General features: G+C 70.0%; 13 protein-coding genes. All 13 read right to left on the bottom strand.

The genetic code is table 11. The features are described 5' to 3' along the window. Nucleotides 1-16 precede the first annotated feature (16 nt). Nucleotides 17-3,037, bottom strand: a complete 3,021-nt coding sequence (locus VF139_05785) for a thrombospondin type 3 repeat-containing protein (GenBank protein ID HEX6850898.1) — start codon at nt 3,035-3,037, stop codon at nt 17-19. A 116-nt stretch (nt 3,038-3,153) separates the two neighbouring features. Further along, a complete protein-coding gene (locus VF139_05780; GenBank protein ID HEX6850897.1) occupies nt 3,154-5,667 on the bottom strand; it encodes a fused MFS/spermidine synthase in 2,514 nt (837 codons plus the stop codon). A gap of 81 nt (nt 5,668-5,748) precedes the next feature. Further along, nucleotides 5,749-6,201 carry a hypothetical protein gene (locus VF139_05775; GenBank protein HEX6850896.1) on the bottom strand — a complete coding sequence of 151 codons (453 nt, stop codon included), beginning with the start codon at nt 6,199-6,201 and terminating at the stop codon, nt 5,749-5,751. Nucleotides 6,202-6,420: 219 nt separating this feature from the next. Continuing rightward, nucleotides 6,421-7,380 carry a peptidylprolyl isomerase gene (locus tag VF139_05770; protein ID HEX6850895.1) on the bottom strand — a complete coding sequence of 320 codons (960 nt, stop codon included), beginning with the start codon at nt 7,378-7,380 and terminating at the stop codon, nt 6,421-6,423. A 39-nt stretch (nt 7,381-7,419) separates the two neighbouring features. Continuing rightward, entirely contained in the window at nt 7,420-8,145 is a 726-nt protein-coding gene (locus VF139_05765) for a hypothetical protein (GenBank protein HEX6850894.1), read from the bottom strand. 34 nt (nt 8,146-8,179) lie between these two features. Then, the gene (locus tag VF139_05760; GenBank protein ID HEX6850893.1) at nt 8,180-9,550 is read right to left on the bottom strand and encodes a tetratricopeptide repeat protein; all 1,371 of its coding nucleotides are present in this window, start codon (nt 9,548-9,550) and stop codon (nt 8,180-8,182) included. Nucleotides 9,551-9,599: 49 nt separating this feature from the next. Then, complete coding sequence (locus VF139_05755; GenBank protein ID HEX6850892.1) at nt 9,600-10,064, bottom strand: 23S rRNA (pseudouridine(1915)-N(3))-methyltransferase RlmH; 465 nt, start codon at nt 10,062-10,064, stop codon at nt 9,600-9,602. Beyond that, nucleotides 10,061-10,990, bottom strand: coding sequence for a sigma-54 dependent transcriptional regulator (locus VF139_05750; GenBank protein ID HEX6850891.1), 930 nt, complete (start codon nt 10,988-10,990; stop codon nt 10,061-10,063). The genes VF139_05755 and VF139_05750 overlap by 4 nt, the downstream gene beginning before the upstream one ends. Continuing rightward, on the bottom strand, nt 10,987-11,490 hold the full coding sequence (gene rsfS / locus VF139_05745; protein HEX6850890.1) for a ribosome silencing factor: 504 nt from the start codon (nt 11,488-11,490) through the stop codon (nt 10,987-10,989). Before rsfS ends, VF139_05750 begins: the two co-directional genes overlap by 4 nt. Next, nucleotides 11,394-12,047 carry a nicotinate-nucleotide adenylyltransferase gene (gene nadD, locus VF139_05740; protein HEX6850889.1) on the bottom strand — a complete coding sequence of 218 codons (654 nt, stop codon included), beginning with the start codon at nt 12,045-12,047 and terminating at the stop codon, nt 11,394-11,396. The genes rsfS and nadD overlap by 97 nt, the downstream gene beginning before the upstream one ends. Then, the gene (obgE, locus tag VF139_05735) at nt 12,044-13,075 is read right to left on the bottom strand and encodes a GTPase ObgE (protein ID HEX6850888.1); all 1,032 of its coding nucleotides are present in this window, start codon (nt 13,073-13,075) and stop codon (nt 12,044-12,046) included. Before obgE ends, nadD begins: the two co-directional genes overlap by 4 nt. Before the next feature lie 22 nt (nt 13,076-13,097). After that, nucleotides 13,098-13,355, bottom strand: coding sequence for a 50S ribosomal protein L27 (rpmA, locus tag VF139_05730; GenBank protein HEX6850887.1), 258 nt, complete (start codon nt 13,353-13,355; stop codon nt 13,098-13,100). A gap of 13 nt (nt 13,356-13,368) precedes the next feature. Continuing rightward, nucleotides 13,369-13,683, bottom strand: coding sequence for a 50S ribosomal protein L21 (rplU, locus tag VF139_05725; GenBank protein HEX6850886.1), 315 nt, complete (start codon nt 13,681-13,683; stop codon nt 13,369-13,371). Between the last annotated feature and the right edge of the window lie 53 nt (nt 13,684-13,736).

The raw sequence follows: 13,736 nt of genomic DNA, 5'->3' as shown, positions 1-13,736 counted from the left end.
GAAACAACCGCGCCGTTCAGGGGCAATCCGCCGTCGGCGTTCGGGCGGCGCCGGAGCTCGACGTGCCGTACCCGCCCGCGCCGCAGACGTTCTGGGCGCGCAGGAGGTAATACACCCCGTCCCCGGCCGCAGGGTCCGGGCGCGGATCCGTCCACGTCGTCGACGCGACGTCGTCGGACGCACAGGTCCCCGACGTCACCGCGCCGTCCGAGCGAAGGGCGCCGAGGCTGCCGCTGAGCACGTCGTACCGATCGGCGCTCGTCACGCCGGCCCACGACAGCGTCGTCCCCGGGTTCTTGTCCACCGCCGTCGCACCGACGGGCCCCGGAGGTCCGGACAAGGCGGCGTTCAACGGCGCGCAGTCGGTGGCGTCCGACACGCCGTCGTTGTCGTCGTCCGTGTCGCAGACGTTCCCGATCGAGTCGACGTCGAAATCCGCCTGGTCGGCGTTCGCCGCGGAGGCGCAGTTGTCGCAGACGTTCCCGACGCCGTCGAGGTCTCCGTCCTCCTGTCCGGCGTTGGCAAGGAACGCGCAGTTGTCGCAGGCGTCGCCACGGCCGTCGAGGTCGACGTCCACTTGGCCGGCGTTCGACAGCCGCGGACAGTTGTCGAGCCCGTCGGCCACCGCGTCGCCGTCGTCGTCGGGATCGCAGGGGTCGCCCAAACCGTCCAGGTCGAGGTCGACCTGGTCGGGATTCGCCACGACGCGGCAGTTGTCCGCGACGTCGCCGAGCCCGTCGTTGTCGTCGTCGACGTCGCACGCGTCGCCCAGGCGGTCCAGGTCGGTGTCGAGCTGGTCGGGGTTGATCGACGAGGCGCAATTGTCGCAAAGGTCGCCGGCGCCGTCGGAGTCGCCGTCGAGCTGATCGGCGTTGGCGATCGCGGGGCAGTTGTCGCAGAGGCTGCCGCGGGCGTCGAGGTCGGGGTCGGCCTGGTCGGGGTTCAACAGCGAGGGGCAGTTGTCGCAGGCGTCGCCGACGAAGTCGATGTCCACGTCGCCCTGCGCGGCGTTCGTGGCCGCCGGGCAGTTGTCCTGGTTGTCCTTCACTCCGTCGGTGTCGGTGTCGCGGTTCGCCGAGCCGCACGCGGGTGTCGAGAACCGACTCTGACCCGCGCTGTCCTTCCCGCTGGCCGACTCGCCGCAGGTGTTGCGCGCGCTGAGCAGATAGTAGAAGCCCGACCCGGGGGCGGGGTTCGCGTCGTTGTCGTTCGTCTGGGAGGCGGGATTTTCGTTGTCGATGCAGGTCTCGCCGTACACCCACGGGCGCAGCATCGTGCCGCGGTAGAGGTTGTAGGTGTGTCCCTGCTTCGAGCGATCCCATTTCCACCGGCCGTTGTTCCCCTGCTTTTCGTAACGCAGGGTCCGGTCGACGGGGTCGGGCTGCTTGCTGACCCCTTTGCCTCGCGGGGCGCAATCGCTCGGATCGAGCTCGGAGTCGTTGTCGTCGTCCGCGTCCTGCCAGTCGACGTTCCCGTCGCCGTCGAAGTCGGGCGAGAACTCGAACGCACCCATGTCCACGATGTTGGTGCCGTCGTATCCGGCGTCCTGCGGCCGCGGGGCCCCGTCGTAGTCCGCGGCAGGCGTCTGGGCCGCGTCGCCCACGTCGATCACCGCGCTCGCGGCGAGCAGTCGGTAGTCCCGCGAGCCGGCGGTTCGATTCAGGAACGAGGGGAGGACGCTGACGGTCCCGTTCTGCCCGATGTAGTCGGCGTCGACCTTCGAGCCTCCGACGTCGGTGGGCGTGTTGCCGAACAGGTCCTGGAAACGGACGGTGGGGTTCGCTCCGGTGTTCACGAACAGCCCGCCGCCGAGTCCGCCGCCGTTCGCTCCGGCGTTCGCCGCGTTGTAGGCGACGATGTTGTTCACCAGCGTGGGCTGCGGCGTCCCGGTGGTCGGGGGGTCGATGTGGAACCCGCCGCCGGTCCCTCCGAACAACCCGCGGACCGCCGCGATGTTGTCCGCGACGGTGTTGTTCCGGATGGTCGCCAACGTGGTGGCCGTGTAGAAACCGCCTCCGTCGAACGAGATGTTCTCCACCACGACGTTGTTCTCGATCGCGCCGCGGGACGGATCGGTGACCGCGTCGCCGTTGGGATTCGACTCGCCGAGGAGGATCCCCCCGCCGTAGTCCGCGGCGTCGTTCCCCTTCACGAAGTTCCGCTGCACGTTCGCGGAAGTGTTGTTCCATCCGCTGTAGACGGCGATTCCCGCGCCGGCGCCGATCTGGTCGGCCGAGCCGTCGCCCGCGCCGTTGCTCGTGACGGTGTTCTCCCGAATGGTGGGGGAGCTCAGGAACCCGGCGTAGATCCCGCCGCCGATGCCGCGCGAGGGGGCGTTGTTCCTCCCCGACGGAGGGTTGGCGTCGTTCCCCTCGACGAGATTCCGGGTGATGACGGGGCTGGCCACGGCCCCGCTGCTCCCGGAACCCTGCACGTAGATGCCGCCCCCGTAGAAGTAGACGGTGGTCGTTCCGGCCGCCCGGGTCAGGACGTTGCCGATGATCTCGTTGCGCGTGATCGTCGGAGAAGAGGCGAAGACGGTGATGCCGCCGCCGATGAGCGCGTCGCACGTCCCGCTGCAGGTCTGCCGGATCCCCTTGCCGCCGATGACGCGGAAGCCCTCGAGGCGGCCGCTGGCGTCGGTCGGAAAGTACACGGTCGAACACTGCAGGGCGGTGGTGCTCGGGATGCAGGCGGAGGTGAAGCAGGGCTGGCCGTTGCCGTCGATCGTCGTGGCCGAAGGCCCGTCCGTCGAGACGAGATCGACGTTGGGGAACAGGCGCACCGCTTCGTTGTACATGCCCGGCAACACGCGGACGGTGACGCCTCCTGCGTCGTTGCGGTGTTGGCAGATCGCCGTCTGGATCTTGCAGTACGGGTCGCCCTCGGTTCCGGTCCCCGGGCCGGGGCAGTTGCCGTCGTCCACCCAGACGACGGTTTGTGCCCGCGCCGCGAGGACGGACAGGACGCCTGCGATCCCGAGGCCAAGCAGGAAACGTATGCGCCGGGGAAGGCGCACCCCCCTGAATTCCGTCATGAACCACCCACCCCCGAGACCTCGATCGCGTCCAGATCGATGTCTCCGGTTCCTCGAGACCCCGCCAGCCTATACGTCGAGGACCGACGCGACGCAAGCGCGGAAAAGCTCCGGAATCAGTGAGTTTGGACGGATTGGCCTCGCAGCATTTCTGTGGCCTCCGAGCGAAACCGACCCTGGAGGGCCAGCCGGGCGCTCGCGATCCCCCAGATCGTCTCGCCTCGCCGAAACCGACGGTCGGCGATGGCGAGCCGTCGGCGGTCCGCGTCGTCGGCGGGGGGCTCCGGCCGGAGGTAACGGACGGGGTCGCTTCCGGCCGCGCACAGCCACTCGGCGTTGGCGTCGATCGTCTGGAGTTGCATCGCCTTGGGCGCGCGGAACTCGACGCGACCGTTGTCGTCACTGTTGGTGACGGCTCCCCCCAGCAGGGAGTCGACTTCGGCGTCCCCGACCCGGAAGAGCGGGAGCAGGTCGTCCGATCGGTGGATCCCGACGCGCCCGAGGCTCATGCGCACCCGGAGCTCGCTCATTGCGGCATCCAGCGAGGCCGTATCGAAGCGGAGTGGCGTCTCCGAACCCAGGAGGACAAGGTCGACGCCCCCCATCGTGCTGAACAACATCACGCTCGGGAAGCTCGACCGGAATGCGGCGACCACCGAGGCCACGTCCTCCGGTCGCAGGCCGTACAGCTGGATCCACTGGCCGAAGACGCCGCCGGGGCGCAGTCGGCTCCGACCGATCTCGAAGAACTCGCGGGTGAAGAGGTTCGCGGCGACGGTCATCCACGGATTCGAGGGCTGCGACACGATCACGTCGTAAGCGCCGCGATCCCGGCGCAGGAAATGCCGGGCGTCGTCCACGACGACCTCGACGCGACGGTCGTCGAGCACGTCCCCGTTCCAGCGGGCGAACTCCCGGGCGGCCCGCACCATCGCGCGCTCGACTTCGACGACCCGGATGGTCTCCGCGGGGTGCGCGGCGACCGCTCCCACGGAGATGCCGCTCGCGAGGCCCACGACGAGGACGTCCTTCGCGCCGGGACGGAACAACATCGGCAGGTGGCCCATCAGCAGCTGGGTCTCGAGGTCGGCACTGGACGACGCGTCCACCTTGCCGTTCACCGCGAGATAACGCCCGCGGGACGGAAGGTGATCCACGACCATCACCGACGCGGTGCGCCCCTCCTCGACGAAGACGATCCGGCTCGTCGCGCGCAGCTTGGCCAGGTGTTCGGGCCAGCTGGGCGCCCCAGGCCCCGTGTCGACGTTGTAGTAAACGCCGGAGTTCATGAGCAGGGCGTCCCATCCCGGTCGCGCGATCGCGAGCGCTCCGATCACGGCGACGGCGAGCCCGACCGCGACGGCTCGCATCGACGACCGGGCTTGCGCCGTGCCGAGCGCCGCCGTCAACGCGAGGGCGCCCTGGAGCGCGCAGACGCCGAGGAGGACCCCCCACACGCCGAACCGGGGGACGAGGACGAAGCCGGCCGCCAACGCACCGAGGATCGTCCCGGCGGTGTTCGACGCGTAGACGCGGCCGACGCTGCCGGCCACGCCGTCCCCCGCCACGGCACAGCGGTGGAGCACGGCCGGGAACACGCCCCCAAGGGCGAACGTCGACGGGAACATCACGAGCAGCGCCAGCCCCAACTGGAGGGCGAACCAGCCGATCGGGGCCTCCGAGCCCCGGATGAGGTAGGACGCGGCGATGCCCGGGAGGGCCTGGAGTCCCCATGCCGTTGCGAACGAGGCCGCGGCCGAGGCGGCGAGAAGGAGCGCGAGCAAAGCGCCGCCGTCGGCGTCGGGACGACGGCGCAGCCAGGCGGAGACCCCCGCCCCCCCCGAGGCGAGGCCGATGAGAAAGGCGAGCAGCATGAGCGCGAACGCGTAGACGGAACTGCCGAAGACCAGGCCGAGCGCCCGCGTCCAGGCGACCTCGAGAACCATCGCCCCGAATCCCGACGCGGCGAACACCAGGAGCGGAAGCGCCTGCGCGACGTTGGCCGGTCGGGGATCGCGCGGCGGGGTGACGACGGTCGAAGCCTCGCCCGTCCGTCGCGAAGCGACGATCGCAACCGTGCCCAGCAGGACGTTCGCCCCGATGGTGAGCGCGCTCGTGGCGCGAAGCCCGACGGACGGGAGGGCCACGAACGCCGCCAGGAACGTCCCGACCACCGCTCCGAACGTGTTCACCGCGTACAGGCGCCCGACCGAGCCGCCGACGAGGAGCGGGTCGCGCACCGCCCGCCGCGACAAGACGGGGAGCGTCGCGCCCATCAGCAGCGTCGGGGGGAGGAGCAGGGCGGCGATCGCGAGCAGCCGCGCCGCGGAGCGGGAAGGCTCGCCCAACTCCGCCGGAATCGAGACCCGCGGCAGCAGGAATGCGGCCGACAGCGCAGCCGCCGCGACGCCGATCTCGAGGATCCCGTAGACCCGAAGGGGAGACGCCCCCGGGCGACGGTCCATCCAGCGACCGCCCGCCCACGCGCCCGCAGCCAGACCGGCCATGAAGACGCCGAGCACGGCGCTGGTGGCTTCGAGGGTGGAACCGAAGACCAGGACCAGTTGGCGAAGCCAGACGACCTGGTAGATCAGCCCGGTCGCGCCGGACAGGAAGAAGAGGAGATACATCGGCGGATCGTCGCGCGAAAACAAAAACGCCGCCAGGAAACCTCCCGGCGGCGTTTTCGATCGAGTCGATGAAGCCAGGGACTAGACGGGCTCGGAGGGCGACTTGTTGAAGCCCTTCGACTTGCCCTTGCCGGGCTGCGGGTCTTCCTTGGTCGTCCCGTCCGTTCCGGCCGCGTCCGTCTGCGCCGTGGAGCCGGCGCTCATCGACGAACCGAAGGTCGTGATGAAGCTCTCCACCTGGCCCTGGTTGAAGGGCGCATCCGGGCGGCTCGTGCTCACCGGCACTCCCACCGCCGTGGCGATGGTCGCGACCGTCCCCTCGGTCAGGCTCTTGTTGAGGTCCAGCGCCGGAAGGCTCACGCCCGCCTGGCGAAGACCACGCTCTGCGCCCGCCGGATCGACGGCCACGATGTTCTTGGCCTTGGCGATCTCCACCAGGAACTGGCCGACCGTGTAATCGGCGGCCATCGCCGGCATCGCGCTGACAACCACCGCGGCGGCGATACCCAACCCCAACTTGTTCCAAATCTTCATGAACCTGACCTCCCCGCTCCGGGTCTTGATCGTTGACTTAACGTCGTCCCGAACCTGAATGTGTGTCCTATACGGCCAAACGCTGCGTCGTCAAGCGCCTTCCCCAACCGGAGGCGTCGCTTTCGCCTCGTTTTCCCGTCCCCCGCTCCGACCGCCGAGTCTATACGGCTAACGCCACGGACGGTCAAGGGAACTTCGGCTCCACGATGAAGAACTGCGTCACGGTCCGGTGACCGAAGGTTGCATCTCGACCGAGACCTTTCGAATCCGGACGTCCTGCAACGGCTTGAAGTAGGGGCGGGTGGCCTGCTGGGTCGTCGGGACCCGCGAGATCTTCCGGACGATCTCGAGTCCCTCGACAACCTGGCCGACGACGGTCAACTGACCGGTCATCGACGGCTCGGCCTGCAGGAGGATGAAGAACTGCGAGCTGTTCGAGGGGGGTGCGAACCCGGACGGCTTCATCAGGACGGAACCGGCGACGACGGGAATCGACGGGGTTTCCTGAGGATACGCGAACGGCGCACCTCCCGCCCCGGTTCCGGTGGGATCGCCGCCGGCGATCATCAGGTCCGGGCGCGCCTCATGGAAGACCTGTCCGTCGTAGAAGCCGCTGTGGGCGAGGTCCACGAACGCCTTGGAGGCCAGCGGCGCCGACTTCCCCAGGAATTCCACGACGAAGTTCCCTTCGTCGGTCTCGAACCGTGCGCGGTAGACCCGGGTCGGGTCGTAGCGGGGGATGATCGACACCCGGATCTCGTTCGAGTCGACCCCCGACGCCGACCAGCGGAGCTCGTATCTCCCCGGCTTCTTGAGCTCCGGGTACATCTCGGTCAGATCGAACACCGTTCCGTAGAATCCCTTAGCTCCGAGCTTCGCGGGCCGAGAGGGCTCGGAGGCCTTGGGCTTGCCGGTCGGCTTGATCTCCTCGCCCCCGACCGGCCGCACTTTCAAGCCTTCGAGAAGCCGCGACCGCACGGGGTTGTCGACCTCCACGTCTCCCCGATTGGTGATGTTGAGGCGAACCTCGAAGGGGTCCCCGGCATAGAAGAAATTGTCCCGCAGCTCGAGCACGGCCACGACCGGAGCGACGGCGGGCGGGGGCTCCGCCCCCGGCGCCGCGGCGAATGCAGCGGCCGCGAGCAGGGAGGCGGCACCGGTTCGAACTCCTGCGATCATCGAAGTCTCCTCGACCCTTTCTCCGGGCGTAACGGCGGATTATACGGACCGATCCCGAGCGCCACCACCCGACGCGCGAGGGGTACGCGCCCACACGGCGACGAACACCACGCTAGCGCCCGCCGCGAGGAGGGCCCGGGCGCAGGAGCGAGCGGTGACTCCCGTCGTCCAGACGTCGTCGACGAGGAGCACGCACCGCTCCGCCACGAGCTCCGGTCGGCGGCAGAAGAACGCACCCTCGGCGGCCTGACGGCGACCCGCGGCTCCCAGCCGTTTGAGCGAGCGGGGGGACCTCCAACGCCGGCCCAGAACGCGGGGGCCTGCCGTGGACCCGACGCTCCGGGCGACGGTCGAGGCGAACTCGGCGGCGGGATCGAACCCGCGCCTCCACCGGGTCCACGGGTGCGAGGGGACCGCCACGACCAGCGCGTTCGGCCCGGCCGCGTCCCAACCACCGACGGTCACCGCGAGCTGGGCGGCGAGCGGAGCGAGCAACTCGCGACGTCCTTCCATCTTCGCGCGGAGGAGCGCGCGTCGCGCGAACCCCCGGTAGCGAACCGCGGCACGGACGTCCTCGATCACGTCGTCGCGCGGGGCGAAACCTCCCGTGGGCTCCGGCCGGATCGAGCTCCAGCATCGGACGCAGGCTCCGAGGTGCTGCTCCACGCCGAGTGCGCCACCGCACCCGAAGCAGGGTGTCGGAAGCAGGTACCGCGCGACACCGCCCTCGACGGTGCGGCGCCAATCGCGCCAGGGGAGCGACACGAGCGACTCGGGGAGGCGGACGAGCGGGACCGGATCAGACGCGGGCGGTGTACACCGGGGCACGGGACAAGCCGAGGTCTTCGGGCGAGATCTCCTCGCGGAAGTTCACCTCGACGCAGTTCCATTCGCCGCACGACTCGCAGCGGTCGTTCCACTCGGACGCGGCGTGCGCGCAGTGACGGCAACGGTACTCGAGCTGGACCAGGTCCATCTCCTTGATGACCTTCCGGTACTCGCTCGAGGCCTCCCGCCACTGCTTCCGGCGCTCGTGGATCCTCCCCAGCAGGAAGTGCAGCGTCGGCGCGTAGCTCGCGCGGCCCTCGAGGCTCGAGAGGACCACCATCGCGTCGTCGAGCATCTCGAGGCGGAAGTAGAGCTTTCCGAGGTAGAACCGAGCGACCGTGTCCTTTCGCGCCCGGGCCACGCAACGCTTCAGGGCTTCGATCGCCTGAAGTGGACGTTCCGTTCCGAGGTAGTGATCTTCCAGGATGGTGAGAAAGACCGGCGATCCGGTCTCCTCGAAGCCGTGATGCCAGGCTTCCACGGCCTCCGACTCGGCACCCTGCTCGAGAAGCGCCTCACCGAGCCGCACGTGCGCGGGCACGAAGTGTCCCTCGTCCTTGAGGAGCTTGCGGAGCGCGCCGGTCGAGTCTTTCGCTTTCCCCGCGGCGAGCATCGAGGACGCGATCTCGTACCGGATGCCCACCCCGAAGCGGCGATCGGCGGCATCGCGAGCGTCGCCGGGGATCGCGTATTTCTCGACCCGTAGATGCGCCTCGAGGGCCCGCGGCCAGTCGCGCTCCTTCATGTGCAGGCTGCGGAGCTTGCGCCACGCGGACACCGAGTCCTTGCGCAAGGCGAGGATGCGGCCCAGGACGGCCCTCGCCCGATCGAGATCGTCCTTGGCCTCGTAATCCTCGACCAGGGCGTACAGCGGGCGCGGGTCGTCCTCCTTGAGGTGGTGCGCCTTGCGGTGGAGCTCGATCGCTTCGTCGAACCGCTCCTGGGCGCGCAGGACCTCGCCGAGCTTGAGCAGCGTGTTGAAGTGCCGGCTGTCCCACTCGAGCGCGGCACGGAATCGCCGCATCGCCTCGTCGTCCCGCCCCTCGAGGACCGCCGCGAGGCCCTTGGAGTACTCCTCCTCGATGCGTTCGGAGCGACGGTCCTCCTTCCGGCGCTTCCAGCCGTCCATCAGCTTGGACGCCTCGCGCGTGAGCCCGGCCCCCGTCGCGAAGAGCACGCCCGCGACCAGGAAGAGCAGCAGGGTCAGCCCGACCTTGAGGTCGTAGCCGCCGCCGAAGTGGAATTCGCGCTCGAGCAGCTCGCGATTGGCGACGAAGAGCGTGGCCATGACGTGGACGGCGCCCATCGCGAGGAGGATGAGGAGGAGGGTTCGGATCTTCACGAGATCGGGAGATTAACGCCCGCCCGGCGGCGCCGTCAACGGACGCCCCTCACTTGTGGTACGGGATCCCCCGCGTGATGCACAAGGCGCGGTAGACCTGTTCCGCGACGATCACCCGGACGAGCTCGTGGGGGAACGTCAGTCGGGACAGGGACCAGGTCGCCGTCGCGCGCCCGCGCCAGGCGGGGTCGAGCCCGAGCGGTCCACCCACGACGAAGACCGCCCGGGGAGCCGCCCAGCGGCCGAGCCGGACCGCGAGCTCCTCGCTCGTGAGCTCCTGGCCGAGCGCATCCAGGGCCACGACGGCCTCCGCCTCGTCGATCGCGTCGGCGAGGTGCCGGGCCTCCCGCTCGCGGACGTGTGCGTCCGAGAAGCGTCCGCCGGGCCGTTCCTCCGCGACGTGCCGCGAGTCCCACGTCACGCCGAACTTCCGGATGCGCGCGGCGTAATCATCGTGCAGCGCCGCGAGCCGGGCGTCGCGGGGCCGGCCGACGCACAGCAGCCGGAATCTCATCGAGGGGGGCCGCCGCGGCGCAGCCTCTCGTGAAGCGTCTTGCGATGGATGCCGAGGATCCGCGCGGCGGCGCTCTTGTTCCCGCGGACCCGCCGGAGCACCTCGTCGATATAGGCGGCCTCCACGTCGGCGAGCGATCGTCCCGCATGAGCCGCCGCCCGGATCGCGGCGCGCCCCCCCGCGGCGAGCGTCGAAGGCAGGTGCTCCACGTCGATCGCTTCGGTCTCGGCGTTGAGGGCCGCCGCCTCGAGCACGTGACGCAACTCGCGGACGTTGCCGGGCCAGTCGTGCGCGCGAAGGCGCGCCAGGGCGGCGACGCTCAGCCGCCGGACGCCGCCCGACGGCGAGATCTCCCCGAGCAGCTCGCCGACGAGCCCTTCCAGATCGGCGAGGCGCTCCCGCAGCGGGGGCAACTCGAGCCGCACCACGTCGAGGCGATAGAGGAGATCGCCCCGGAGGCGGCCGTCCTCGACGAGGCGTTCGGGGCTCTCCCGCGTCGACGCGACGATGCGCACGTCGACCTCGACGGTCGCCACCCCGCCGATCCGCTCGAACCGGCGTTCCTCGATCGCACGGAGGACCTTGGCCTGGGCTTCGAGCGCGAGCTCCTGGACCTCGTCGAGATAAAGCGTTCCGCCGCCGGCGGACTCGAAGCGTCCGATGCGCACGGCGGTCGCTCCGGTGAACGCCCCCGCCTCGTGTCCGAACAACTCGCTCTCGAGCAACTCGCCCGGGAGGCTCGCCGCATGGACTTCGACGAAAGGCCCGGACTTCCGTGGGCTTCGTGCATGGATCCAGCGCGCCAGGCGGGTCTTGCCCGTTCCCGATTCTCCGGTGATCAGCACGTTGGCCTGGGTGACCGCGGCGCGCGCCGCCGCGTCGAGAACACCCCGGAGGACCGGGTCGTGCGTCGTGAGCGCGGTCACGCCCGGCGCTTGCGGGCGGGGGCTCGGCGTCGCGCGGCCGCCTTGGCGGCGGGCGCGGGTTCCGCTTCCGGAAGGGTCTCGGCTCGCGGGGCGTCGCCCCAGAGGCGCTCCAGCCCGAAAAACCGCCGGCGCTCCTCGAGGAAGACGTGCACCACGAAGTCGTAGTAGTCGAGGAGCACCCACTCGCCCACGCGGCGCCCCTCGACGTGACGGGGCGAGCGTTTGCACTCGCCCTCGAGCCGTTCCTCGACCGCGTCGGCGATCGCGGCGACCTGTCGGTCGCTCGATCCGTGGGTGATGACGAACCAGTCGGTGAAATCGCACAGTCCGCGAAGGTCCAGGACGAGGATGTCCTCGCCCTTCTTGTCGCGGATGGCTTCGACGGTCTCTCGAAGTTCGCGGGTCAGCGCGCGGCCTCCAGACGGTAGAGCTTTCGCTCGCGAATATACCGGGCTACCGCGGGGGGAACAAGGTCGTCCAGCGGTTCGCCCGCGGCGCAACGGCGTCGGATCTCGCTGGCCGAGACGTCCCGCGGCGGGATTCCGAGATGGAACACGCGCCCCCCCCGACCCACGTCGGCCGAACCGTCCCAGGCGCGAACGCGCGTGGCGCCGAGCCCGGCGATCCTCGCGGCCGCTTCCTCGATGGTCCGTCCCGGCCGGTCGACCGCGACGAGGTCGAACTCCGCGAGCAGCCGGTCGGGCTCGCGCCACGACGCGAGGTCCGCCAGGGCGTCCATGCCGACGACGAACACCGGATCCCAGCCGTGCGCGCGACGCAGCGCGCGCAGCGTGTCGATCGTGTAGTGCCGTCCTCCTCGATCGACCTCCCACGTGCAAAGCTCGAGTCCGTGGCGATCGGCCACGGCGAGGCGGAGCATCGCCAGTCGGTCGTCGTCGCTCGCCACGAGACCCTCCGGCTTGTGGGGCGGTACGGCGCACGGGAGCAGCGCGACGCGGGGGAGCCCGAGGGCCGACCGCACGCACGTCGCGGCGTGCAGATGGCCTTCGTGCACCGGGTCGAAGGTTCCCCCGAGAAGGCCCACGGCGAGACTCACCCCGCGAGATCCTCCGATTCCGCCGACGCTCGAGGGAGCCGCTCGAGCGCATCCGCGGCGGCGTGGAGCAGGGCGGGAAGTCCCTCGCCGCTCACCGCGGAGACGACGAGGCACTCGAACCCCCTCGACCTCGCCCAGGCGTCGATCCGCCCGAGCGCGCTGCGGTCCTGAAGGGCATCGCTTTTCGTGACGACGACGATGCGCGGCTTCTCCGCGAGGGTCCCGGAGTACGCGGCCAGCTCCCGATCGATGATCTCGGCGTCGCGAACGGGATCGCGGTCGGGGGCCGCCGGGTCGACGAGGTGGAGCAGCAGCCGGCAGCGTTCGATGTGGCGCAGGAAGCGGTCTCCGAGTCCGGCCCCCCCGTGCGCGCCCTCGATCAGCCCCGGGATGTCGGCGACGACGAATCCGGGTCGGTCCCCGAGGTCGACGACCCCGAGGTGGGGCTCGAGCGTCGTGAACGGGTAATCCGCGATCTTCGGACGTGCGGCGGAGATGCGCGAGATCAGGGTCGACTTCCCGGCGTTGGGGAATCCGACGAGCCCCACGTCCGCGAGCAGGCGTAACTCGAGCCGCAGAACGCCCTGTTCGCCCGGCTCGCCGGGCTCGTGCCTGGTCGGTGCCTGGTTGGTGGAGGTGGCGAATCTCGAGTTGCCCCGGCCGCCCCGGCCGCCGCGGGCGGCTACCCATCTCGCGCCGGGCTCCGCGAGCCAGGCGAGCCGGCGGGTCCGGTCCTCCGACCAGACGAGGGTTCCCGGGGGCACGTGGACCTCGAGGTCCGCCCCGGACCGACCCGAGCGATTGGCGCCTTCGCCGTGCCGCCCGCGCTCGGCCTTGAAGATGGTCTTGTAGCGGAAGGGGAGGAGGGTCGACACCTCCGGGTCCGCGACCAGCACGACGGAGCCGCCGGCCCCGCCGTCGCCTCCGTCCGGCCCCCCCTTCGGGACGTACTTCTCGCGGCGGAACGAACAGCAGCCGTTCCCGCCGTCCCCTCCATGGACCTGGACGGTGGCTTCGTCGACGAACATCGGGCCGGTACCGGCCCCGGCCTTATTCGGCGGGGACGATGTTGACGAAACGTCCCATCTTCCCGCGGTCGCGGAACTTGACCTTTCCGGCGACCATCGCGAAGAGGGTGTCGTCCTTGCCGCGGCCCACGTTGAGGCCAGGCTTGATCGGGGTGCCGCGCTGCCGGACGATGATCGCGCCTCCGAGGACCGCCTCCCCGTCGAACGCCTTCACGCCCAGTCGCTGCGAGTTCGAATCGCGGCCGTTGCGGGAACTGCCGCCTGCTTTCTTGTGAGCCATCGGCGTCCTCCGCTCAGCCCTGAATGGCGTCGATCTTCACCGCCATGTAGTCCTGGCGGTGGCCGCGGCGCTTGCGGCTCGAATTCTGGCGACGCCGGTATTGATAGGTGAGCACCTTCTTGGCGCGGTCGAGCTCGAGGACCGTACCGCGGACCGTGGCCCCCTCGACCGACGGGCTCCCGACGCGAACGGCGGAACCGTCGCCCACCATGAGAACGCGGTCGAAAACGACCTTCGCGCCGAGCTCGGCGCCGGTCCGTTCGACCTGGACGACCTCGCCCACCTCGACACGGTGCTGCTTGCCACCGGTTTCGATCACAGCGTACATCGGAGCACTCCCGTACCGTCGAAATTCGGCATGTTAGAAGGGGGTCCGGAGGC

This window comes from Candidatus Polarisedimenticolaceae bacterium, from assembly GCA_036376135.1.
In the GTDB taxonomy this organism is placed as follows: domain Bacteria; phylum Acidobacteriota; class Polarisedimenticolia; order Polarisedimenticolales; family DASRJG01; genus DASVAW01.
The sequence above is the reverse complement of the archived record's forward strand: the minus strand, read 5'-3'. Positions and strand labels throughout refer to the sequence as shown.

Coding starts and splice junctions, on each gene's coding strand:
- VF139_05785 (HEX6850898.1), bottom strand. CDS start 3,037: ATGACGGAATTCAGGGGGGTGCGCCTTCCCCGGCGCATACGTTTCCTG.
- VF139_05780 (HEX6850897.1), bottom strand. CDS start 5,667: ATGTATCTCCTCTTCTTCCTGTCCGGCGCGACCGGGCTGATCTACCAG.
- VF139_05775 (HEX6850896.1), bottom strand. CDS start 6,201: ATGAAGATTTGGAACAAGTTGGGGTTGGGTATCGCCGCCGCGGTGGTT.
- VF139_05770 (HEX6850895.1), bottom strand. CDS start 7,380: ATGATCGCAGGAGTTCGAACCGGTGCCGCCTCCCTGCTCGCGGCCGCT.
- VF139_05755 (HEX6850892.1), bottom strand. CDS start 10,064: ATGAGATTCCGGCTGCTGTGCGTCGGCCGGCCCCGCGACGCCCGGCTC.
- obgE (HEX6850888.1), bottom strand. CDS start 13,075: ATGTTCGTCGACGAAGCCACCGTCCAGGTCCATGGAGGGGACGGCGGG.
- rpmA (HEX6850887.1), bottom strand. CDS start 13,355: ATGGCTCACAAGAAAGCAGGCGGCAGTTCCCGCAACGGCCGCGATTCG.
- rplU (HEX6850886.1), bottom strand. CDS start 13,683: ATGTACGCTGTGATCGAAACCGGTGGCAAGCAGCACCGTGTCGAGGTG.